This is a genomic window from Escherichia sp. WS1265 (genome assembly GCF_046487585.1).
In the GTDB taxonomy this organism is placed as follows: domain Bacteria; phylum Pseudomonadota; class Gammaproteobacteria; order Enterobacterales; family Enterobacteriaceae; genus Escherichia; species Escherichia coli.
This window is the reverse complement of record NZ_JBJQJE010000001.1, coordinates 280,712-302,240: the sequence shown is the minus strand read 5'-3', so window position 1 is coordinate 302,240 and position 21,529 is coordinate 280,712. Positions and strand designations below refer to the sequence as shown.

Genomic DNA, 21,529 nt, shown 5'->3' with positions numbered 1-21,529 from the left:
ATAAATGAACGGTTTGAGAAACACATTTCTGCGCATTTATCTTTGCATATTTAACCGGATGAAAAAAACGGTGAATCGTTCAAGCAAATATATTTTTTTACTTTTTAAGACTGATCCCAGCGTTGCGCAAATCTGCTCTCTTAGACAATTTCCACATAAACCATCGGTATAAACGAAACCATAAAAATGAAATGCTGTTTTCATAAAAAATAAAATTGAAGGTTCATTTATAAACCAGACATAACGTTCTACGCTTCTGTGCGTTTTTAATTTATGCTTTCATAGAATTATGTCTGCATCACGGGAAGAACAAAATGGATAATGCTGTTGATCGCCACGTTTTTTATATTTCTGATGGTACGGCAATAACTGCGGAGGTATTAGGACACGCAGTAATGTCACAATTTCCCGTCACTATCAGCAGCATTACGCTGCCGTTTGTCGAAAATGAGAGCCGTGCACGGGCAGTGAAGGATCAGATTGACGCAATTTATCACCAGACAGGTGTGCGCCCGCTGGTCTTCTACTCCATCGTGTTGCCGGAGATTCGCGCCATCATCTTGCAAAGTGAGGGCTTTTGCCAGGATATCGTTCAGGCGCTGGTTGCCCCGCTACAACAAGAGATGAAACTGGATCCCACGCCGATTGCTCATCGTACCCATGGCCTTAACCCTAATAATCTCAATAAATATGATGCGCGCATTGCGGCGATTGATTACACCCTCGCCCACGATGACGGCATTTCGTTGCGCAATCTGGATCAGGCTCAGGTGATCCTGCTCGGTGTTTCTCGCTGTGGTAAAACCCCCACCAGTCTGTATCTGGCAATGCAATTTGGTATCCGCGCGGCAAACTACCCCTTTATTGCCGACGATATGGATAATCTGGTGCTACCCGCGTCGCTCAAACCGCTTCAGCATAAATTGTTCGGCCTGACTATCGACCCGGAACGTCTGGCGGCGATTCGCGAGGAACGTCGGGAGAACAGTCGCTATGCCTCGCTTCGTCAGTGCAGGATGGAAGTCGCGGAAGTGGAAGCGTTGTACCGTAAAAATCAGATCCCGTGGATTAACAGTACCAATTATTCGGTAGAAGAGATTGCCACCAAGATCCTCGATATCATGGGCCTTAGCCGCCGAATGTACTAGAGAACTAGTGCATTAGCTTATTTTTTTGTTATCATGCTAACCACCCGGCGAGGTGTGACACACCTCGCACTTGAAATCAGCTGCGATTGGTTTATCGTGATGCGCATCACTTCCCGGTAGTCCTGCCGTAGAAGCAACAAATTTCTGAGACTTGTAATGAACAGAACTGACGAACTCCGTACTGCGCGTATTGAGAGCCTGGTAACGCCCGCCGAACTCGCGCTACGGTATCCCGTAACGCCTGGCGTCGCCACCCATGTCACCGACTCCCGCCGCAGAATTGAAAAAATACTGAATGGTGAAGATAAGCGACTGTTGGTCATTATTGGCCCCTGCTCGATCCACGATCTCACCGCTGCAATGGAGTACGCCACCCGTCTGCAGTCGCTGCGCAACCAGTACCAGTCACGGCTGGAAATCGTAATGCGCACCTATTTTGAAAAACCACGGACTGTTGTCGGCTGGAAAGGGCTAATCTCCGATCCGGATTTAAACGGCAGCTATCGGGTAAATCACGGTCTGGAGCTGGCGCGCAAATTACTTTTACAGGTAAATGAGCTGGGCGTCCCTACCGCGACTGAGTTCCTCGATATGGTGACCGGTCAGTTTATTGCTGATTTAATCAGTTGGGGCGCGATTGGCGCACGTACTACCGAAAGTCAGATCCACCGTGAAATGGCTTCGGCACTCTCCTGTCCGGTAGGTTTTAAAAATGGTACCGATGGCAACACGCGGATTGCTGTGGATGCTATCCGCGCAGCCCGCGCCAGCCATATGTTCCTCTCGCCAGACAAAAATGGTCAGATGACCATCTATCAGACCAGTGGCAACCCGTATGGCCACATTATTATGCGTGGCGGCAAAAAACCGAATTATCATGCCGATGATATCGCCGCAGCCTGCGATACGCTGCACGAATTTGATTTGCCTGAACATCTGGTGGTGGATTTCAGCCACGGTAACTGCCAGAAGCAGCACCGTCGCCAGTTAGAAGTTTGTGAGGATATTTGTCAGCAAATCCGCAATGGCTCTACGGCGATTGCTGGAATTATGGCGGAAAGTTTCCTGCGCGAAGGAACGCAAAAAATCGTCGGCGGTCAGCCGCTCACTTACGGTCAATCCATTACCGACCCGTGTCTGGGCTGGGAAGATACCGAACGCCTGGTCGAAAAACTCGCCTCTGCGGTTGATACCCGCTTCTGAATGCGTGCCCATTCCTGACGGAATGGGCATTTCTGCGCAACTTGTTGTCTTCTCAACAAATTACTGCTTGCTCTGGTTCGCCATAATATTGATAATAAGAATCATTGTTATATCAATTATTATTAATTTTTATGCGTTATACGGATAGCAGAAAACTCACGCCTGAAACGGATGCCAATCACAAGACCGCTTCCCCGCAGCCCATCCGGCGAATTACCAGCCAGACACTGTTAGGTCCGGATGGCAAACTGATTATCGATCATGACGGGCAAGAATATCTGCTCCGTAAAACTCAGGCTGGCAAGCTGCTGTTGACCAAGTAGCCTTTAACTCGAGCAGCTGACTTCCAGCCGTTTACCCCAGTCAGGTGGACGACTGACATAGTCATCATCTCTGTCGCTGAAAGGATTTCGCAACGCCTCATGCAGGCGGTGCAATTCCGTCATATCACCCTTTTCTGCCGCTTCAATCGCCCGTTGCGCCAACCAGTTGCGCAACACCAGAGCTGGGTTAACACTTTGCATCAGCTGCTGACGCTCACTATCGCTAACCTCGTCTTGTTGCAAACGTACCCGATAACGGGCAAACCAGTCATCAAATGCCGCACGATCAATAAACTCATCACGTAGCGGTGACGCCGCGCTGTGCTGCTCGGTCAGACTCAGCATGCGGAATGTGCGGGTATAATCGCTGCGCTCTCGCGCCATCAGACTGAATAATTCATTCAGTAGCGCGTTATCCTCTTTTTGCTCCGTCATGAAGCCCAGTTTCTGCCGCATCCGTTGTCCATAATGCGTCAACAAAACCTGCTGATAACTGTCCAGGGCCTCATTCAGGGCATCTACGGCGACAAATGGTGACAATGTCTGCGCCAGACGCTGTAAATTCCACAACGCGACAGCAGGTTGATTATCAAAGCTATAACGCCCTTGATGATCCGAGTGATTACAAATAAAACCGGGTTCGTAATCATCAAGAAAACCAAAAGGCCCGTAATCAAGCGTCAGTCCCAGCAGCGACATGTTGTCGGTATTCATCACCCCATGAGCAAAGCCGACCGTCTGCCATTGGGCAATTAGCGATGCGGTACGTGCGACAACATCGCTAAACCAGAGACGGTATTTGTCCTCATCATCTTCAAGATGTGACCAGTAATGACGAATGGCAAAGTCAGCCAACTGACGAACCTTTTCCGGCTCGCGGCGATAGTAAAAATGTTCGAAATGACCAAAGCGCAGATGACTTGGTGCCACACGCATCAGCATCGCGCCTGGCTCCACCGTTTCCCGATACACTGGCGAATCGCTGGTGACGATACTTAACGCGCGGGTCGTCGGAATGCCCAGATAATGCATCGCCTCACTGGCGAGACTTTCTCGTATCGTCGAACGTAAAACCGCCCGTCCATCACCCATTCGCGAATAAGGCGTCAGGCCAGCACCTTTCAGATGCCAGTCCATTGTAGTGCCATCAGCAAGCAGTTGTTCGCCGAGTAAAATGCCGCGCCCATCACCCAGTTGGCCCGCCCAGACGCCGAACTGATGACCACTGTAAACCTGCGCCAGTGGTGACATACCAGGCAGTAGGGTTTCGCCGCCCCAGACACCTGCGCCATTTTTAAACAGCGACGATGGAATACTCAGCGTGTTAGCGAGTTCGGTATTATGCCAAATCAGCCGGGCATTATTTAAAGGCGTAGGGGAAAGTGTTGTATAGGTTGCTGGCAATTCATCGCGCCAGCGGGTAATAAAAGACAGGGTCATAGATCCTCCTGTTTGATAGTGTAGACGGTTACTCTCGTCTTAAACACCAGCAAACAGGAGGGTTATCGCTGAACCAACGTCGTTATCTGATTTACAGGAACGGCAGGCCACAGGCATCCCTGGAGAGCATGGAAATCAAAGGGGGTAATCTGTGCCATTATTTCTGGCGTATCAATGCCCCCCGCGATGATGCAATTGCAACATGGGGAAATTTGCGCCTGGATCGCACGAATAAACGGTTCGAAGGAGCGATGCGTGATTTGTTGCTGAATAAAACTTTTATCCAGCATGACGCGGGTGAAAAGACCATCAAAAACCGCTTTCATTGTGCTATTGCCTGCGCCCAAATTACCTAACACAAGGGGATACATTTGCGATAAGGACAAAAGATCGCGATTATCTTTTCCTTCATCGAGATGCGGGTAATTCTCATTAATCAACAGTTCAATAAACGGATATTTTAATAGTTCGCCCGCGTAATTATCCCTGTCTAATAATAATGTAGCCACTTGTGGCGTTAAATTAAGCCAGGCAAAGAGTTTATGTTGAATAAAAAAGTGTTGGCATGATTTTAGTAATTCCAACTGCTCTGAAAATAATTGCCAATGTTGCTCCGCGGTAAGTTGCGCTATAACCCGACTCGTCGGGATACGAACCGTACCATCTTCACTGGAGAAATGGGTAATTAACTCAACGCCGACAAGGTCTTGCTGGTTATCTCTTATCGGCAGGAAATAGCAATCAGAATGATAAAGATTCTCCAAAAAAATCTTCATGGTAACCGTCCCTCTCGAAGGATGTTTTTCAGTATCCGGCTAAAAGGGATGAGGCCATAAGACATAACAATTACAGAAGGAGTAACTTTCATTTGTTCCATGTTAACCACTTTTTCAGGGGTCCTTTTTTTAGATTATCCTGATTATAAACGAATAATCCATTTACGGAATTTTTGTCTGCAAAATACTACCGTATTCTGGAGTAAATTGACGGCGATGTATCATCGCCGTCAATTTTTCGACATACTAGATTCGTCTCGCCTGCCAGAAATTTTTCTGCCAATAGACATTATCAAGTGAGGAACGCATCACTCCCTTGCTGGTAGAGGCGTGGATAAATTGGTTGTTGGTATCGTAAATACCTACATGCAAACCATTTTGTCCGGAGCCCGTTTTGAAAAAGACCAGGTCACCTGGCAGCAACTCGTCTTTATCAATTTGCGTGCCGATAGAGGCTTGTTCTTTAGTTTCTCGGGGCAGCTGCAAATCGAAACGATCGCGCATCGTCACAACCACAAACCCCGAACAGTCCACACCGCGCCGCGTCATGCCACCATAACGATACGGCGTGCCATGCCAGCTCTGTAGCTGGTCGTTCAAACCGGCAATAACGGTAATCGAATCAGAAAGTCTGGCATTTGGCGGCGGTGCTTTATGGTGGCTACACCCGGCCAGAAACAGTGCTGTGATCAAAATAAGGCAGAAACGCATTCCGTACGGTTCCTCTGTTTTTTATTCTTGCATTAATTTAGCGTCGTAATTACCCGATTTTCAAGATACTAATGAAATCAGATGGTCGAAATCAGCATTCTGTGACCTTCGATATCCAGACGGCGAAAATTCATCCCATAGGCCTGCGCCAGATTTGGCGGCGTGAGCACCTCTTCCCTGCGTCCACTGGCCAGCATTTTTCCACCTTTTAGCAACCACGCCCGATGCGCATGACGCAATGTATGGTTGAGATCGTGACTGCTCATCACAATCGCCAGTCCTTGCTGACACAGCGCGCTCAGAATTTTGTCTAATGCACTTTGTTGCGCAACATCAAGACTGTTCATCGGCTCATCAAGAAGCAGCAATTGGCCTGCGGGATTGGCTTGTGGTGTGATTTGCAGCACCACCGCAGCAAGACGTACGCGTTGCCATTCGCCGCCGGAAAGTTGATTGGTGCTACGTCCGAGTTTGTCATCAAGAGCCAGCGCCCCTGCGACATCATTCAGTAGTTCGGTACGCGTTTTATCGTGCTGATGCAGTGTCAGGTAGTGCCAGACCAGCATTGCAAACGGCGGCGTCTGCTGTTGTGAAAGATAGGCGCGATGCAGCGCGAGTTTTGTTGCGGACCATGCTTCCAGTGGTTGCCCCGCGAACTGAATGCTTCCCTTACCGCTGGTCATTCCGGCCATTCGCGCCAGTAAGGTACTCTTACCCGCGCCATTCGGCCCCACCAGATGCAGGATCTCCCCAGCCCGAACCTCGCCAGAAAGCGGCCCAAGGCGGGTAGATTCCGCAACATCCTGTAACTGCATCACAATAGACATTATTTCGCCAACGCCAGTTTAATGCTTTCCATCACAATGGGATCTTCCGGCGTCATATCCGGGGAAAAACGCTGGATGACCAATCCGTCCCTGCCAACTAAAAATTTCTCAAAATTCCATAAAATATCATCAGGGTACAGCGGTGCACGACCTTTGCTGACCATACGGGCATAGAATCCGCTCTCTTCCGGCGCGACTGCGGTCGGCGCTGCGGCAATCAATTTTTGATACAGCGGATGGCGTCCTTCGCCATTAACTTCAATCTTACTGAACATCGGGAACGTCACCCCCCATGTAGTGGTGCAGTAAGTTTTAATCTCTTCATCGCTGCCCGGTTCTTGCTCCAGAAACTGGTTGCACGGGAATCCCAGCACCACAAAACCTCGATCGGCCCAGGCTTTCTGAATATTCTCCAACTGCTCATATTGCGGCGTTAAGCCACACTTTGAGGCGACATTGACAATCAACAGCACATTACCGGCGTACTTCTCCAGCGTGGTCACTTCACCGTCGATATCTTTCACTACGGTCGTCAGAATGGAATCTTGCATCGTTTCTCCTGGGTGTGGTCAGTAAAAATCTTAGCTTTTAATCATAGACCGTCTTTTTGCGGCTAACGTCCTGCTTTTAACAATAACCAGATAAACACCGGCGCACCCAACGTTGCGGTGACCACGCCAATAGGCAGCTCTGCGGCAGCTAATGCCAGGCGCGCTACAACATCAGCCAGCAGCAATGCGCTCGCCCCTGCCAGCGCGCAGCCGGGAAGTAATACGCGATGATCGGTTAAACCACATAACCGGAGAATATGGGGGATCACCAGACCAATAAAGCCGATAGCACCTGCCAGCGCCACACTGACGCCAACCATCCAGCCGGTCGCTGCCACCAGCACATTGCGCCAGAACCACAGGGGTAAACCCAGTTGCCGCGCCGAGATCTCGCCAAGTGCTAACATATTCATCGGTCTGGACTGACAACAGATCCACAACAACACGGGGATCAATGCCAGCATCAGCCAGCTTTGCCGCCAGTCTACGCCGCCAAAACCGCCCATCATCCAGTACATCAGCTGACGTAAATCAACAGAGGTGGAAAAGTAGATAGCCCACGTCATTAGTGCGCTACAGATAATCCCTAATGCAACGCCAGCCAGCAATAACCGACTGGTCGAAAGATGACGACGGGCGAAACGTAAGAGTATTAAAGTGATGATAAGCGCGCCAGCAATCGCACACAGCCCCAGCGCCCAGTTGGGGAGTTGCCCTTGCCCAAGCAATACCGCGGCGATAAGCCCCACGCCTGCGCCATTAGAGACGCCAAGTAGTCCAGGTTCTGCCAGAGGATTTTCAAATAACGCCTGCATTACAGAGCCGGATATAGCCAACGCCGCACCAACCAGCAATACAGCCAGCGTACGTGGCAGACGAATTTGCCAGACGAACAGTTCGCCACGAGGAGTAAACCAGTCACCTGGCGAGATCCATTGTTCACCGGCGCAAAGGCTTAAGAGAAGCGCCAGCAGCATCAAAACTGACAGGCATAATAACCAGCGAATATTTTGTCGCTGTTGTTGGCGGGCAAGTGTCAGCATGGTATCCGTTCTGCTGAAGAGTCATGGCGTTGATTTTACGGTGACTCTTCGACAGTGAAAAGAAAAAAGGCCGCAAAGCGGCCTTTTTAGTTAGATCAGATTACTCGTCTTTGGGCGAAGCGTTTTCGACCCGGCTTTTTAACTTCTGCCCGGGTCTGAAGGTCACCACGCGCCGTGCTGTAATGGGAATATCCTCGCCCGTTTTCGGGTTACGTCCCGGGCGTTGATTCTTATCACGCAGATCGAAGTTACCAAAACCAGAGAGTTTCACCTGTTCGCCGTTTTCCAGAGCGCGACGGATCTCTTCGAAAAACAGTTCAACCAGTTCTTTGGCATCCCGCTTGCTAAGCCCAAGCTTATCAAACAGATATTCTGACATTTCAGCTTTTGTAAGCGCCATAGGTTCAATCCCTCAATGATGCCTGGAATCGCTCTTTTAATGCCTCTACACATTTGGCGACGGTAGCGGCAATCTCCTCTTCTTCGAGTGTACGGCTGGTATCTTGCAGGATCAGGCTTATGGCGAGGCTCTTATACCCCTCCGCAACACCCTTACCGCGGTACACGTCAAATAAGTTTACGCCAACTACCTGATTTACGCCAACTTTCTTACATTCGGATAAAATATCCGCTGCGGGAACGTTTTCTGCGACCACCACCGCGATGTCACGACGGTTCGCCGGGAAGCGAGAAATCTCGCGCGCCTGAGGCACCACGCGGTCTGCGAGCTTGTTCCACTCCAGTTCGAACACCAGAGTGCGACCGTTAAGATCCAGTTTACGTTCCAGTTCAGGATGAACAACCCCAACAAAACCAATACGTTCACCTTTCAGATAAATCGCTGCGGATTGCCCCGGATGCAGTGCCGGATTCGCTTCTGCACGGAACTCAACCTCATTCAGTTTACCGGTCAGGTCGAGAACGGATTCAAGATCGCCTTTCAAATCATAGAAATCAACGGTCTCTTTTGCCAGGTTCCAGTGCTCTTCGTAACGGTTACCGCAAATCACACCGGCTAACATCAGATCCTGACGAATGCCCAACGGTGCCTGAGTATCTGGCACGAAACGCAGACCGCTTTCGAAAATGCGCACACGATTCTGCTGACGGTTCTGGTTGTACACCACAGTTGCCAGCAGGCCGGTCCACAGGGAAAGACGCATTGCTGACATTTCAACAGAGATCGGGCTTGGCAGCAGTAAGGCTTCAACGCCTGGATGGATCATCTGCTGCACTTTCGGATCAACGAAGCTGTAGGTGATCACTTCCTGATAGCCTTTGTCGTTGAGCAGCGTTTTCACGCGCTTGAGCGACAGATCGGCTTCGCGGTGAGTACCCATAATCAGGCTTGCCTGTACCGGCTCATCCGGAATGTTGTTGTAGCCGTAAACACGCGCGACTTCTTCGACCAGATCTTCTTCAATCTCCATGTCGAAACGCCAGCTCGGCGCAACTGCCTGCCACTCGTCTTTGCCTTCGGTCACTTCGCAGCCGAGACGACGCAGAATGTCAGTGACCTGCTCATCGGCAATATGATGGCCAATCAGGCGATCCAGTTTGCTGCGACGCAAAGTGATGGTTGCACGCTTCGGCAGCGTTGCTTCGTTGCTGATATCAATTACCGGACCAGCCTCACCACCGCAGATATCGATCAGCAGACGGGTCGCACGTTCCATCGCTTTGTGCTGCAGTGCCGGATCAACGCCACGCTCATAACGATGAGACGCATCAGTATGCAGGCCATGACGACGAGCACGACCGGTGATAGATAGTGGGCTGAAGAAAGCACATTCCAACAGGACGTTTTGCGTTTCTTCATTTACGCCAGAATGTTCGCCACCAAAGATGCCGCCCATCGCCAGCGCCTTGTTGTGGTCGGCGATGACCAGGGTGTCAGCGTTCAGCTTCGCTTCGGTACCGTCGAGCAGTACCAGCGTTTCGCCCTCTTTCGCCATCCGCACCACAATGCCGCCTTCAATGCGATCTTTATCGAAAGCGTGCATCGGCTGGCCCAGTTCGAGCAGCACATAGTTGGTGACGTCAACAACTGCATCGATAGAACGGATCCCGCAACGACGCAGTTTTTCTTTCATCCACAGCGGAGTTGGCGCTTTAACATTAATGCCTTTTACCACACGGCCAAGATAACGCGGGCAGGCTTCCGGCGCTTCGACTGTAATCGGCAGCGTGTCGTCGATGGTCGCACCAACCGGAACGATTTCCGGTTCAACCAGCGGCAGCTGGTTCAGCACGGCAACATCACGCGCCACGCCGATAATGCCTAAGCAATCGGCACGGTTTGGCGTTACGCTGATTTCGATGGTGTTGTCATCGAGTTTCAGGTATTCGCGGATGTCTGTGCCAATCGGCGCATCTGCAGGCAGTTCGATAATGCCGCTGTGATCGTCAGAAATTCCCAGCTCAGAAAAGGAGCACAGCATCCCTTCAGACGGTTCGCCACGCAGTTTCGCCGCTTTAATTTTGAAATCACCCGGCAGAACAGCACCAATGGTCGCTACCGCCACACGCAGGCCCTGACGGCAGTTTGGCGCACCGCAGACAATGTCCAGCAGGCGATCGCCGCCGACATTGACTTTTGTCACACGCAGTTTGTCAGCGTTCGGATGCTGCGCACATTCAACCACTTCACCGACAACCACGCCGTGGAAGCTACCGGCAACCGGTTCTACACCGTCAACTTCCAGGCCCGCCATGGTGATTTGATTTGCCAGCGCATCGCTATCAATCGCCGGGTTCACCCATTCGCGTAACCACAGTTCACTGAATTTCATAATCTATTCCTGCCTTATTTAAACTGTTTGAGGAAACGCAGATCGTTTTCGAAGAATGAACGCAGGTCGGTGACGCCGTAACGCAACATGGTCAGACGCTCCATCCCCATTCCGAAGGCGAAACCAGAGTAAACTTCCGGGTCGATGCCAACATTACGCAGCACGTTCGGATGCACCATCCCGCAGCCCAGTACTTCCAGCCATTTACCGTTTTTACCCATGACGTCCACTTCTGCAGAAGGTTCGGTAAACGGGAAGTAGGAAGGACGGAAGCGGATCTGCAAATCTTCCTCAAAGAAGTTACGCAGGAAGTCGTGCAGCGTGCCTTTCAGGTTGGTAAAGCTGATGTTGGTATCAACAATCAGACCTTCCATCTGATGGAACATCGGCGTGTGAGTCTGGTCGTAGTCGTTACGATAAACGCGGCCAGGCGCGATGATACGAATCGGTGGCTGCTGAGCTTTCATGGTGCGGATCTGTACGCCAGAGGTCTGGGTACGCAGCAGGCGGGTAGCGTCAAACCAGAAAGTGTCGTGGTCAGCGCGCGCCGGGTGGTGACCAGGAATGTTCAGAGCATCGAAGTTATGATAATCGTCTTCGATTTCCGGCCCGGTTGCCACGGTAAAGCCAAGCTCACCGAAGAAACTTTCGATACGGTCGATGGTACGGGTCACCGGATGCAGACCGCCGTTTTCAATACGACGACCAGGCAGGGAGACATCAATCGTTTCCGCCGCCAGACGCGCATTCAGCGCTGCGCTTTCCAGTTCCGCTTTACGTGCATTCAGCGCCTGCTGAACCTGCTCTTTCGCTTCGTTGATAACCGCACCAGCTGCCGGACGCTCTTCTGGCGGCAGCTCACGCAGGGTCGTCATCTGAAGGGTTAAGTGCCCTTTTTTACCCAAATATTCGACGCGCACATTGTCTAACGCGGCAACATCTGACGCCTGGCTAATGGCCGCCTTTGCACTGGCAACCAGTTCTGCGAGATGTGACATGGTTTTCCTCATTGTGTCAGTGGTGACACTGGTTCGTTGGACTTAGAGCCTATCCCATCAGGCTATTTTACTTGCCATTTTGGTCCCGGGCAGTGCTCGAAATCCTCACGTACTTAAGTACGCTCCGGTTTCTCCGCGCTGGCCGAGTCCAGACTGGCTGCGACAATTACGCCTGATGAGACAGGCTTTTTATTTTTCAAAACGCGCATACAAAAAAAGCCTCCACTGGGAGGCTTTCAGGCGCTGTTTTCCGTTTCTCTTCTCACGCGCTAGCCTCCTGGAGTCAGGTGCTAAAGTAAAAAAAGAAGCGGAAAATAGCAGCATTCATTGCTTGCGTTACCTTTTGGTACTTTTCAAAAGACCTTTATTGAAAAGGCTACGGCGATAAAAGTCAATGTTTTGATGGCGTTGAAACGAAAAGAGGGAGACTAGCTCCCTCTTTCAACTGGCTTATGCCAGAGCTGCTTTCGCTTTTTCAACCAGAGCGGTGAACGCTACTTTGTCGAATACTGCGATATCAGCCAGGATCTTACGGTCGATTTCAACAGAGGCTTTTTTCAGGCCATTGATGAATTTGCTGTAAGAAATACCGTTCTGACGTGCTGCTGCGTTGATACGCGCAATCCACAGTTGACGGAACTGACGCTTACGTTGACGACGGTCACGGTAAGCATACTGACCAGCTTTGATAACAGCCTGGAAGGCAACGCGGTATACGCGAGAACGCGCACCGTAGTAGCCTTTAGCTTGTTTCAAAATTTTCTTGTGACGTGCGCGTGCAATAACACCACGTTTTACGCGAGCCATATGTGCTCTCCTGTATCTATATTCTAATTAAAAAGTTAAAAAACGTTAACGGCTTATGCGTACGGCAGGCACGCGATTACTAGGCCCAGATCGCCTTTGGAAACCATGGCTTTCGGACGCAGGTGACGTTTACGTTTGGTCGCTTTTTTGGTCAGAATGTGACGCAGGTTAGCGTGCTTGTGCTTAAAACCACCTTTACCGGTTTTTTTGAAGCGCTTAGCAGCACCGCGTACGGTCTTAATTTTTGGCATTTTAATAACTTCCACTTCGCATTGTTAATAAACAGAAACAAAGGCGAATCACCCTGTGAGCCAAGGCCCACAGGAATGATTACTTGAAGGCCTTACTGTTTCTTCTTAGGAGCGAGCACCATGATCATCTGGCGGCCTTCGATCTTCGTTGGGAAGGATTCGACCACTGCCAGTTCTTGCAAATCGTCTTTCACGCGATTAAGCACTTCCATACCGATTTGCTGGTGCGCCATCTCACGACCACGGAAACGCAGCGTGATTTTGGCTTTATCACCCTCTTCGAGAAAGCGAATCAGGCTGCGGAGTTTTACCTGATAGTCGCCTTCATCTGTACCAGGACGGAATTTAATTTCCTTAACCTGGATAACTTTTTGCTTTTTCTTCTGTTCCTTAGAAGACTTGCTCTTTTCATAGAGGAATTTGCCGTAATCCATTATACGACAAACCGGCGGCTCGGCGTTAGGGCTGATCTCGACTAAGTCTACTCCGGCTTCTTCTGCTTTCTCCAGAGCTTCTCTCAGACTCACAATACCAAGCTGCTCGCCTTCCAGACCTGTTAAGCGAACTTCCTGGGCGCGAATTTCGCCATTGATACGGTTAGGGCGCGCCGTTTGAACTCGTTTTCCGCCTTTAATACCTTATTCCTCCAATTGTTTAAGACTGCGGCTGCGAATCTCTTGTTGCAGCTTCTCGATCACTTCATTTACGTCCATGCTTCCCAGGTCTTTACCACGGCGGGTGCGAACGGCAACTTTGCCTGATTCCACCTCTTTATCACCACAGACCAGCATATACGGGACGCGACGCAAAGTGTGCTCGCGGATTTTAAAGCCAATCTTCTCATTTCTCAAGTCTGCTTTAACACGAATGCCCGCATTTGATAGTTTTTGCGTCAATTCGTTAACGTATTCAGACTGAGAATCGGTAATGTTCATGATAACAACCTGAACCGGCGCAAGCCAGGTCGGGAAGAAACCAGCGAATTCTTCGGTCAGGATACCGATGAAACGTTCCATCGACCCCAGAATTGCGCGGTGAATCATTACCGGTACCTTACGCTCGTTGTCTTCGCCCACATAGGAGGCGCTCAGACGAGACGGCAAGGAGAAGTCCAGCTGTACTGTACCGCACTGCCATGCACGATCGAGGCAGTCATACAGGGTAAATTCAATTTTCGGACCGTAGAAAGCGCCTTCACCCAGTTGATATTCAAACGGGATGTTGTTTTCTTCCAGCGCAACCGCCAGGTCCGCCTCAGCACGATCCCACATTTCGTCGCTGCCAATACGTTTTTCAGGACGAGTGGAGAGTTTGACGACGATCTTCTCGAAGCCAAAAGTGCTGTACATATCATAGACTAAACGGATACATCCGTTAACTTCATCGCGAATTTGTTCTTCAGTACAGAATATATGCGCGTCATCCTGGGTAAATCCACGTACGCGCATCAGGCCATGCAGCGAACCTGACGGCTCGTTACGGTGGCAGCTACCAAACTCGGCCATACGCAGCGGCAAATCGCGATACGACTTCAGCCCCTGGTTGAAAATTTGTACGTGACCCGGGCAGTTCATCGGCTTAATGCAGTATTCACGGTTCTCAGAAGACGTGGTGAACATTGCATCTTTGTAGTTGTCCCAGTGACCGGTTTTTTCCCACAGGACACGGTCCATCATGAACGGACCTTTAACTTCCTGATACTGGTACTCTTTCAGTTTAGAACGAACAAACACTTCCAGTTCACGGAAGATGGTCCAGCCGTCGTTGTGCCAGAATACCATCCCCGGCGCTTCTTCCTGCATATGGTACAGGTCGAGCTGTTTACCGATTTTACGGTGGTCGCGTTTCGCGGCTTCTTCCAGGCGCTGCAGGTAAGCGTTAAGTGCTTTTTTGTCTGCCCACGCCGTACCGTAAATACGTTGCAACATTTTGTTGTTGCTGTCGCCACGCCAGTAAGCCCCTGCCGTTTTCATTAGTTTGAAATGATGGCAGAAACGCATGTTCGGTACGTGCGGACCGCGGCACATATCGACATATTCTTCATGGAAGTACAGACCTGGCTTGTCATCATGGGCGATGTTTTCGTCAAGAATGGAGACTTTGTAGCTCTCCCCACGGTTGGCGAAAGTTTCACGCGCTTCGTGCCAGCTGACTTTCTTCTTAATGACGTCGTAGTTTTTCTCAGCAAGCTCATGCATCCGCTTCTCGAGTGCTTCGACATCTTCCTGGGTTAACGTGCGGTCAAGATCAACGTCGTAATAAAAACCGTTGTCAATAACCGGGCCGATTGCCATTTTGGTATGCGGCCAAAGTTGTTTAATCGCGTGCCCTAACAGGTGCGCACAGGAGTGACGAATGATCTCCAGACCTTCTTCGTCTTTGGCGGTAATGATCGACAGTTGTGCGTCGTTTTCAATCAGATCGCAAGCATCAACCAGTTCACCATTAACGCGCCCTGCGATACAGGCTTTCGCCAGACCTGGACCAATGTCCAGCGCAACATCCATGGGGCTTACAGCGTGGTCGTAATGGCGTTGGCTGCCATCAGGAAGAGTTATAACAGGCATTTTATATCCTTATTTGCAGTGGTGACCCACACGAAAGATCACATACAAAGAAAAATTTGTTTATTAACAGTTCATTGCGAAACCATCTAGCCAACAAATGCTAAATTGGTTCGCAATCAGGTACACAAATGAAAGACATTAACCTCTCACCTTCCACCCGGTTGAGCGATGTTAACACTAAAAAAAGGGAGATTGTACCTTTCCGTTTCACATTGATTCGATTCGCAATTCGTTTGTAGTGAGTACACCAGCAAAACGCTTAAAGAACAACTGATAACATCACGGAGCGTCTGAAAGGTTTACTGCGAGCGGATTTACAGCAGCATAAACTGAATCCAGCAAAGTTCGTTGCATGATTTGGCGGTAGTATTTAAACGATCATGAGATTAATGACGAACTGGCCATATCACAATGATAAAAGTGACACAATTCTTATAGCAATTTTTCGTGCACATTTCATTCTGGCGATAATAATTAATTATCATCCTCAAAACCTCCAGACATATATAAGGCGAATAGATTATGAGTCAAAACGACATTATTATCAGAACTCATTATAAGTCTCCTCATAGAATGCACATCGATAGCGACATACCAACGCCTTCATCAGAGCCTATTAATCAATTTGCGTGCCAACTCATCACCCTACTTGATACCTCTGACTTAAGTTCGATGCTGTCATACTGTGTTACTCAGGAATTTACCGCAAACTGTCGAAAAATATCACAAAATTGTTATTCCACTGCCCTTTTTACCATTAACTTTGCCACTTCACCCATCCATGCAGAAAATATACTCATTACATTACACTATAAAAAAGAAATCATTTCCTTATTACTGGAAACCACGCCTATTAAAGCTAACCATTTGCGAAGCATACTGGATTATATTGAACAGGAACAGTTAACTGCCGAAAATCGTAACCATTGTATGAAACTGTCTAAAAAAATCCATAGAGAAAAAACTATACAACCAACAGTAAATCTCAATGGTAGTGCATTTTTTTTGCAATCTCCTTCTGACGCTATTTTTTGTCGCCATCTGTCATTGCAATACGCCCTTGATTCACTGAGAAATGGAAAAGGCAAAGTCAATCTGATTAAACATTACTCCTCCGTTGAATCCATACAGCAGCATGTCCCCTTAGTCCGGGACGCGGAGTTCAGATCATTACTTCGCCATCCTCCTGCAGGGAGTCGCGTTATCGCGAGTAAGGATTTTGGCTTCGCTTTAGATATTTTCTTCTGTCGAATGATGGCAAACAATGTCAGTCATATGTCCGCGATTTTATATATAGACAATCATACTTTGTCAGTAAGGCTACGAATAAAGCAGTCAGCGTATGGGCAATTAAATTATGTTGTGTCCGTTTACGACCCGAACGATACCAACGTTGCCGTCAGAGGCACCCACAGGACAGCACGGGGCTTTCTCTCGCTCGATAAGTTCATCAGTTCAGGTCCCGATGCTCAGACCTGGGCTGATAGGTATGTTCGCAACTGTGCAATTGCTATTCTGCCCCTATTACCTGAGGGAGCTCCAGGGGCTATTTTCACGGGTATCGCGACACGAATGCCATTTGCTCCTATACATCCATCGGCAATGTTGTTAATAATGGCCACAGGCCAGACTCAACAGCTTATTACATTATTCAAACAGTTACCCATACTCCCTGAAAAAGAAATCATTGAAATAATAACTGCGCAGAATAGTGTTGGTACACCTGCTTTATTTCTGGCTATGATGAACGGACATACTGACAACGTAAAAATATTTATGCAAGAAATTCAGTCACTGGTAGATAATCATATCATTCATGAAGATAATCTGGTTAAATTACTGCAAACTAAAAGTGCTAACGAAACACCTGGACTCTATATCTCCATGTTGTATGGATTCGATGAAATAATCGATATCTTTCTGAATGCATTAACCACTCCAATAACACAAGAGCTTTTAAGCAAAAAAATGGTGATGGATATTTTAGCAATGAAAACACGTGATGGTGAGCCAGGATTATATGCCGCAATGGAAAATAATCACCCTTTGTGTGTCACACGGTTCCTCTCTAAAGTTTATGGAATCGCTGTTAAATATAACCTCAGCAAAATTAACATCATGGATTTATTAAAAGGCGCAACAACACATGGAACCCCTGCTTTATACATCGCCATGAGCAAGGGTAATAAAGACGTCGTGTTATCTTATATATCAACGCTGGATACTTTTGCAAAAAAATATTCTTTTAGGCAACATCAGTTATTCACACTGTTGGCCGCTAAAAATCATGACAACATATCAGCTGTTCATATAGCCATTCATCATAATCATTATAAAACAGTAGAAACATATTATGCAGCTATAAATGTAATCAGCCAAAGCCTGAGCTTTAGTTCAGATGAACTACAGGCGTATTTATAACTAAATATTTACGATGTATATGTTGATACATATACTTTAAACTCAATAACAGTGACCGGGTGCACAACGCCACCCGACGGCTGTAATTGCAAAAAATCCCTTGTTGCCTGTCCCTTTTGTTACACTCCGTTATCACGCACAAGAGATATGCAGGACACTGGTATGCCGACTAAACGCTTTGATAAAAAACACTGGAAGATGGTGGTGGTGCTACTGGCAATCTGTGGCGCTATGTTGTTGCTACGTTGGGCAGCAATGATTTGGGGCTGAGCAGTGACAAACGAAAATAGCCAGACCGCATACTACGGTCCGGCAGATGATGTTACATGCTGTAGCCCAGCGATAAGGTTGTCCGACGATCGGTATGTTCCGGTGCAGACTCTGGAGGTTCAGAGTTCCATGTGACGTTGTAAGCCACCTTCAGTCCAAAATGTTCATTAATAGCAACATTTAATGCGCTTTCAGAGTTCAGCGTTGTGTCTTCCGCGCCAAAGACGGAAACACCCTGCGTAAATTTAGCGTTGTCAGTCAACTGCCATGCATAAGCCCCGGAGGCATAACCCAGCGGCTGGGTTTCACTGGCATTGTCGGTATATTTGTCGTAACGCACACCTGGGCCGAATTCAAAGCGGAAACTGTGTACCGGGCCATTCAAAAACTGACGACCATAACCCGCGGTCAACACATCGCGCTCTCGATAGCCGTTATAACGGTCTGTCAGCCAGCTTGCCTGACCAAATAAATAGTCATAATCAGTTAAATTAAAACGGCTACGCCCGCCCGCCGCATATTTTTCTGAAGAACGCTCATCATTAGAAGAAGTATTACTGGCGTTCCCCCACAGCGACCAGGCAGTGGTTTGTCCATACCAGGTCATGGTGGTGTCAGCCGTAAGTGAGGAGCTTTTCGTATTGCCTGATTGTGCAAGATATCCTGCGTTCAGATTACCTTCGAAAGGTTTTTTAGCGCTGGCAGGATCGTCCATGACAGTAAAAACGGAATCATCGGCAGCTGCATTCAATGACGCAAACATGCCCCCCGCCAACATAACGATGGCAGGAACTGTCTTCAAAAGCTTCATTTATCAAGAGTCCGTACAACAAAAAAAGAGACCTTCGCGGTCCCGGAAACTTTCTTAAGGATCAAAGATTAGCGTCCCTGGAAAGGTAACGAATTATAAAAAGGCGCGAATAACTTAGCAATGTATTCTTATTTCATTTTTTGAATAAGCATGTGGCGAAAACAGATTTTTATTTATATATATTTATCTGCAAAATTTTAAATAAAGCTCTAATAAATCATATTGTTAATTTCTTCACTTTCCGCTGATTCGGTGCCAGACTGAAATCAGCCTATAGGAGGAAATGATGGTACGTATCTATACGTTGACACTTGCGCCCTCTCTCGATAGCGCAACAATTACCCCGCAAATTTATCCCGAAGGAAAACTGCGCTGTACCGCACCGGTGTTCGAACCCGGGGGCGGCGGCATCAACGTCGCCCGCGCCATTGCCCATCTTGGAGGCAGTGCCACAGCGATCTTCCCGGCGGGTGGCGCGACCGGCGAACACCTGGTTTCACTGTTGGCGGATGAAAATGTCCCCGTCGCTACTGTAGAGGCCAAAGACTGGACCCGGCAGAATTTACACGTACATGTGGAAGCAAGCGGTGAGCAGTATCGTTTTGTTATGCCAGGCGCGGCATTAAATGAAGATGAGTTTCGCCAGCTTGAAGAGCAAGTTCTGGAAATTGAATCCGGGGCCATCCTGGTCATAAGCGGAAGCCTGCCGCCAGGTGTGAAGCTGGAAAAATTAACCCAACTGATTTCCGCTGCGCAAAACCAAGGGATTCGCTGCATCGTCGACAGTTCTGGCGAAGCGTTAAGTGCAGCACTGGCGATTGGTAACATCGAGTTGGTTAAGCCTAACCAAAAAGAACTCAGTGCGCTGGTGAATCGCGAACTCACCCAGCCAGACGATGTCCGCAAAGCCGCGCAGGAAATCGTTAATAGCGGCAAGGCCAAACGAGTTGTCGTTTCCCTGGGTCCACAAGGGGCGCTGGGCGTTGATAGTGAAAACTGCATTCAGGTTGTGCCACCACCGGTGAAAAGCCAGAGCACCGTTGGCGCTGGTGACAGCATGGTCGGCGCGATGACACTGAAACTGGCAGAAAATGCCTCTCTTGAAGAGATGGTCCGTTTTGGCGTAGCTGCGGGGAGTGCAGCCACACTCAATCAGGGAACACGCCTGTGCTCCCATGACGATACACAAAAAATTTACGCTTACCTTTCCCGCTAACTGAAACATTCCCCCTGCATTGGGGGAATCACCACCAACCTGTCGGCAACGCGTTTCTCCGACTATGCTCAAAAGTCATGTGATAACAAAGGGGTGAACTATGGCCAGTGGCGATCTTGTCCGTTATGTCATAACCGTCATGTTGCGCGAGGATACATTGACTGAAATTAACGAGTTGAATAATTACCTGACTCGCGACGGTTTTTTGCTCACCATGACGGATGATGATGGAAATATCCATGAGCTGGGGACTAACACTTTTGGACTTATCAGTACCCAAAGTGAAGAAGAAATTAGAGAACTGGTTTCGGGGCTTACCCAAAGTGCAACCGGCAAAGATCCTGAAATCACCATCACGACCTGGGAGGAATGGAATAGCAACAGAAAATAAATGGTTTTTGGGCAATAATCAGTCTGTGGTGTGCGTTAGCTCGTGTTTTTACACCGCATTCTTGCGCTAACCTTATGATCTGGCAGACAACATGGGAGAGACATCATGTGGCAGGCAATCAGTCGTCTTTTGAGCGAGCAGTTAGGTGAAGGCGAAATCGAACTGCGTAATGAACTGCCTGGCGGAGAAGTCCATGCCGCATGGCAGTTGCGCTATGCAGGACGTGACTTTTTCGTCAAATGTGATGAAAGGGAACTGCTTCCCGGTTTTACCGCCGAAGCCGACCAACTGGAGTTACTGTCGCGTAGTAAAACCGTCACCGTACCTAAGGTTTGGGCAGTTGGCGCTGACCGTGACTATAGTTTTCTGGTGATGGATTATCTCCCACCTCGCCCGCTGGATGCGCATAGCGCATTTATTCTTGGTCAGCAAATTGCGCGTTTACATCAATGGAGCGACCAACCGCAATTTGGCCTCGATTTCGATAACGCGCTCTCCACAACTCCCCAGCCCAACACCTGGCAACGTCGCTGGTCAACTTTTTTTGCTGAACAACGGATTGGCTGGCAGCTGGAACTGGCGGCAGAAAAAGGGATCGCTTTCGGCAATATCGATGCCATCGTCGAGCATATTCAGCAGCGTCTGGCCTCGCATCAACCGCAGCCTTCTCTGTTGCACGGCGATTTATGGTCCGGCAACTGTGCGCTGGGTCCGGATGGCCCGTACATTTTCGACCCGGCCTGCTACTGGGGTGACCGAGAGTGCGACCTGGCGATGTTACCGCTGCATACTGAACAGCCGCCACAAATCTCTGACGGCTATCAGTCAGTATCCCCGCTACCTGCCGATTTCCTTGAACGTCAACCGGTTTACCAACTCTACACGCTGTTAAATCGTGCAAGGTTATTTGGCGGTCAGCATTTGGTTATTGCTCAGCAGTCACTGGATAGATTATTAGCAGCATAATATGGGGTGAGGATAAT

Annotated in this window: 23 protein-coding genes and 1 other annotated feature; of the genes, 8 read left to right on the top strand and 15 right to left on the bottom strand. The window is 48.9% G+C overall.

The genetic code is table 11. From position 1 onward, the window contains the following. Window positions 1-314 precede the first annotated feature (314 nt). The 3 genes from ppsR to hemP all read left to right on the top strand — a co-directional run bounded on the left by ppsR (window position 315) and on the right by hemP (window position 2,674). Window positions 315-1,148, top strand: a complete 834-nt coding sequence (gene ppsR / locus ACJHX3_RS01520) for a posphoenolpyruvate synthetase regulatory kinase/phosphorylase PpsR (protein ID WP_000368046.1) — start codon at window positions 315-317, stop codon at window positions 1,146-1,148. A gap of 156 nt (window positions 1,149-1,304) precedes the next feature. After that, window positions 1,305-2,351, top strand: a complete 1,047-nt coding sequence (gene aroH / locus ACJHX3_RS01515) for a 3-deoxy-7-phosphoheptulonate synthase AroH (protein WP_001082226.1) — start codon at window positions 1,305-1,307, stop codon at window positions 2,349-2,351. 131 nt (window positions 2,352-2,482) lie between these two features. Next, window positions 2,483-2,674, top strand: coding sequence for a hemin uptake protein HemP (gene hemP, locus ACJHX3_RS01510; protein ID WP_001270810.1), 192 nt, complete (start codon window positions 2,483-2,485; stop codon window positions 2,672-2,674). Window positions 2,675-2,677: 3 nt separating this feature from the next. Here hemP and selO read toward each other — a convergent pair whose 3' ends face one another. From selO to thrS, 14 genes are all read right to left on the bottom strand, one after another. Beyond that, window positions 2,678-4,114: a protein adenylyltransferase SelO gene (gene selO, locus ACJHX3_RS01505; protein WP_000175612.1), complete on the bottom strand. Its 1,437-nt coding sequence runs from the start codon at window positions 4,112-4,114 to the stop codon at window positions 2,678-2,680. Window positions 4,115-4,176: 62 nt separating this feature from the next. Next, window positions 4,177-4,890: an anti-FlhDC factor gene (ydiV, locus tag ACJHX3_RS01500; protein ID WP_001328868.1), complete on the bottom strand. Its 714-nt coding sequence runs from the start codon at window positions 4,888-4,890 to the stop codon at window positions 4,177-4,179. Window positions 4,891-5,136: 246 nt separating this feature from the next. Beyond that, window positions 5,137-5,601 carry an NlpC/P60 family protein gene (locus ACJHX3_RS01495; RefSeq protein ID WP_001209780.1) on the bottom strand — a complete coding sequence of 155 codons (465 nt, stop codon included), beginning with the start codon at window positions 5,599-5,601 and terminating at the stop codon, window positions 5,137-5,139. Between the two features lie 77 nt (window positions 5,602-5,678). Beyond that, complete coding sequence (gene btuD / locus ACJHX3_RS01490) at window positions 5,679-6,428, bottom strand: vitamin B12 ABC transporter ATP-binding protein BtuD (protein WP_000029454.1); 750 nt, start codon at window positions 6,426-6,428, stop codon at window positions 5,679-5,681. Further along, window positions 6,428-6,979 carry a bifunctional thioredoxin/glutathione peroxidase gene (gene btuE, locus ACJHX3_RS01485; RefSeq protein ID WP_001154187.1) on the bottom strand — a complete coding sequence of 184 codons (552 nt, stop codon included), beginning with the start codon at window positions 6,977-6,979 and terminating at the stop codon, window positions 6,428-6,430. Before btuE ends, btuD begins: the two co-directional genes overlap by 1 nt. Window positions 6,980-7,041: 62 nt before the next feature. Then, entirely contained in the window at window positions 7,042-8,022 is a 981-nt protein-coding gene (gene btuC / locus ACJHX3_RS01480) for a vitamin B12 ABC transporter permease BtuC (RefSeq protein WP_000956536.1), read from the bottom strand. Window positions 8,023-8,122: 100 nt separating this feature from the next. After that, window positions 8,123-8,422: an integration host factor subunit alpha gene (ihfA, locus tag ACJHX3_RS01475; protein ID WP_001229265.1), complete on the bottom strand. Its 300-nt coding sequence runs from the start codon at window positions 8,420-8,422 to the stop codon at window positions 8,123-8,125. 4 nt (window positions 8,423-8,426) lie between these two features. After that, a complete protein-coding gene (gene pheT, locus ACJHX3_RS01470) occupies window positions 8,427-10,814 on the bottom strand; it encodes a phenylalanine--tRNA ligase subunit beta (RefSeq protein ID WP_000672372.1) in 2,388 nt (795 codons plus the stop codon). Between the two features lie 14 nt (window positions 10,815-10,828). Continuing rightward, window positions 10,829-11,812 carry a phenylalanine--tRNA ligase subunit alpha gene (pheS, locus tag ACJHX3_RS01465; RefSeq protein WP_000018588.1) on the bottom strand — a complete coding sequence of 328 codons (984 nt, stop codon included), beginning with the start codon at window positions 11,810-11,812 and terminating at the stop codon, window positions 10,829-10,831. A 209-nt stretch (window positions 11,813-12,021) separates the two neighbouring features. Beyond that, window positions 12,022-12,146: a sequence feature (Phe leader region), on the bottom strand. Next, the gene (gene pheM, locus ACJHX3_RS01460; RefSeq protein WP_001386830.1) at window positions 12,096-12,140 is read right to left on the bottom strand and encodes a pheST operon leader peptide PheM; all 45 of its coding nucleotides are present in this window, start codon (window positions 12,138-12,140) and stop codon (window positions 12,096-12,098) included. Its footprint overlaps the feature before it by 45 nt. A 116-nt stretch (window positions 12,147-12,262) precedes the next feature. Further along, window positions 12,263-12,619: a 50S ribosomal protein L20 gene (gene rplT / locus ACJHX3_RS01455; RefSeq protein ID WP_000124850.1), complete on the bottom strand. Its 357-nt coding sequence runs from the start codon at window positions 12,617-12,619 to the stop codon at window positions 12,263-12,265. 53 nt (window positions 12,620-12,672) lie between these two features. Then, complete coding sequence (gene rpmI, locus ACJHX3_RS01450) at window positions 12,673-12,870, bottom strand: 50S ribosomal protein L35 (protein WP_001124225.1); 198 nt, start codon at window positions 12,868-12,870, stop codon at window positions 12,673-12,675. Window positions 12,871-12,962: 92 nt separating this feature from the next. Continuing rightward, window positions 12,963-13,505 carry a translation initiation factor IF-3 gene (gene infC / locus ACJHX3_RS01445; protein WP_001700733.1) on the bottom strand — a complete coding sequence of 181 codons (543 nt, stop codon included), beginning with the start codon at window positions 13,503-13,505 and terminating at the stop codon, window positions 12,963-12,965. Window positions 13,506-13,508: 3 nt separating this feature from the next. Further along, window positions 13,509-15,437, bottom strand: coding sequence for a threonine--tRNA ligase (gene thrS, locus ACJHX3_RS01440; protein ID WP_001144202.1), 1,929 nt, complete (start codon window positions 15,435-15,437; stop codon window positions 13,509-13,511). 522 nt (window positions 15,438-15,959) lie between these two features. On the opposite strand from thrS, the gene espL1 reads away from it, so the two are divergent. Then, window positions 15,960-17,858, top strand: coding sequence for a type III secretion system effector EspL1 (gene espL1, locus ACJHX3_RS01435; RefSeq protein WP_094321992.1), 1,899 nt, complete (start codon window positions 15,960-15,962; stop codon window positions 17,856-17,858). Window positions 17,859-18,020: 162 nt separating this feature from the next. Continuing rightward, window positions 18,021-18,128, top strand: a complete 108-nt coding sequence (gene yniD / locus ACJHX3_RS01430) for a small membrane protein YniD (protein WP_001142445.1) — start codon at window positions 18,021-18,023, stop codon at window positions 18,126-18,128. 52 nt (window positions 18,129-18,180) lie between these two features. Here yniD and ACJHX3_RS01425 read toward each other — a convergent pair whose 3' ends face one another. Next, window positions 18,181-18,939 (bottom strand): YdiY family protein, encoded by a 759-nt coding sequence (locus tag ACJHX3_RS01425; protein ID WP_000771396.1) that lies wholly within the window; start codon window positions 18,937-18,939, stop codon window positions 18,181-18,183. Window positions 18,940-19,225: 286 nt separating this feature from the next. On the opposite strand from ACJHX3_RS01425, the gene pfkB reads away from it, so the two are divergent. The 3 genes from pfkB (at window position 19,226) to ACJHX3_RS01410 (ending at window position 21,512) form a co-directional block, all read left to right on the top strand. Then, window positions 19,226-20,155 carry a 6-phosphofructokinase II gene (gene pfkB, locus ACJHX3_RS01420; RefSeq protein ID WP_000251737.1) on the top strand — a complete coding sequence of 310 codons (930 nt, stop codon included), beginning with the start codon at window positions 19,226-19,228 and terminating at the stop codon, window positions 20,153-20,155. A gap of 100 nt (window positions 20,156-20,255) precedes the next feature. Continuing rightward, complete coding sequence (ghoS, locus tag ACJHX3_RS01415; protein WP_000146166.1) at window positions 20,256-20,546, top strand: type V toxin-antitoxin system endoribonuclease antitoxin GhoS; 291 nt, start codon at window positions 20,256-20,258, stop codon at window positions 20,544-20,546. Between the two features lie 105 nt (window positions 20,547-20,651). Beyond that, entirely contained in the window at window positions 20,652-21,512 is an 861-nt protein-coding gene (locus tag ACJHX3_RS01410) for a fructosamine kinase family protein (RefSeq protein WP_094321991.1), read from the top strand. Window positions 21,513-21,529: the final 17 nt, after the last annotated feature.

What these genes read in the sequence shown, in the direction of transcription:
- ppsR (WP_000368046.1), top strand. Translation starts at nt 315, where the DNA reads ATGGATAATGCTGTTGATCGCCACGTTTTTTATATTTCTGATGGTACG.
- aroH (WP_001082226.1), top strand. Translation starts at nt 1,305, where the DNA reads ATGAACAGAACTGACGAACTCCGTACTGCGCGTATTGAGAGCCTGGTA.
- hemP (WP_001270810.1), top strand. Translation starts at nt 2,483, where the DNA reads ATGCGTTATACGGATAGCAGAAAACTCACGCCTGAAACGGATGCCAAT.
- selO (WP_000175612.1), bottom strand. Translation starts at nt 4,114, where the DNA reads ATGACCCTGTCTTTTATTACCCGCTGGCGCGATGAATTGCCAGCAACC.
- ydiV (WP_001328868.1), bottom strand. Translation starts at nt 4,890, where the DNA reads ATGAAGATTTTTTTGGAGAATCTTTATCATTCTGATTGCTATTTCCTG.
- ACJHX3_RS01495 (WP_001209780.1), bottom strand. Translation starts at nt 5,601, where the DNA reads ATGCGTTTCTGCCTTATTTTGATCACAGCACTGTTTCTGGCCGGGTGT.
- btuD (WP_000029454.1), bottom strand. Translation starts at nt 6,428, where the DNA reads ATGTCTATTGTGATGCAGTTACAGGATGTTGCGGAATCTACCCGCCTT.
- btuE (WP_001154187.1), bottom strand. Translation starts at nt 6,979, where the DNA reads ATGCAAGATTCCATTCTGACGACCGTAGTGAAAGATATCGACGGTGAA.
- btuC (WP_000956536.1), bottom strand. Translation starts at nt 8,022, where the DNA reads ATGCTGACACTTGCCCGCCAACAACAGCGACAAAATATTCGCTGGTTA.
- ihfA (WP_001229265.1), bottom strand. Translation starts at nt 8,422, where the DNA reads ATGGCGCTTACAAAAGCTGAAATGTCAGAATATCTGTTTGATAAGCTT.
- pheT (WP_000672372.1), bottom strand. Translation starts at nt 10,814, where the DNA reads ATGAAATTCAGTGAACTGTGGTTACGCGAATGGGTGAACCCGGCGATT.
- pheS (WP_000018588.1), bottom strand. Translation starts at nt 11,812, where the DNA reads ATGTCACATCTCGCAGAACTGGTTGCCAGTGCAAAGGCGGCCATTAGC.
- rplT (WP_000124850.1), bottom strand. Translation starts at nt 12,619, where the DNA reads ATGGCTCGCGTAAAACGTGGTGTTATTGCACGCGCACGTCACAAGAAA.
- rpmI (WP_001124225.1), bottom strand. Translation starts at nt 12,870, where the DNA reads ATGCCAAAAATTAAGACCGTACGCGGTGCTGCTAAGCGCTTCAAAAAA.
- thrS (WP_001144202.1), bottom strand. Translation starts at nt 15,437, where the DNA reads ATGCCTGTTATAACTCTTCCTGATGGCAGCCAACGCCATTACGACCAC.
- espL1 (WP_094321992.1), top strand. Translation starts at nt 15,960, where the DNA reads ATGAGTCAAAACGACATTATTATCAGAACTCATTATAAGTCTCCTCAT.
- yniD (WP_001142445.1), top strand. Translation starts at nt 18,021, where the DNA reads ATGCCGACTAAACGCTTTGATAAAAAACACTGGAAGATGGTGGTGGTG.
- ACJHX3_RS01425 (WP_000771396.1), bottom strand. Translation starts at nt 18,939, where the DNA reads ATGAAGCTTTTGAAGACAGTTCCTGCCATCGTTATGTTGGCGGGGGGC.
- pfkB (WP_000251737.1), top strand. Translation starts at nt 19,226, where the DNA reads ATGGTACGTATCTATACGTTGACACTTGCGCCCTCTCTCGATAGCGCA.
- ghoS (WP_000146166.1), top strand. Translation starts at nt 20,256, where the DNA reads ATGGCCAGTGGCGATCTTGTCCGTTATGTCATAACCGTCATGTTGCGC.
- ACJHX3_RS01410 (WP_094321991.1), top strand. Translation starts at nt 20,652, where the DNA reads ATGTGGCAGGCAATCAGTCGTCTTTTGAGCGAGCAGTTAGGTGAAGGC.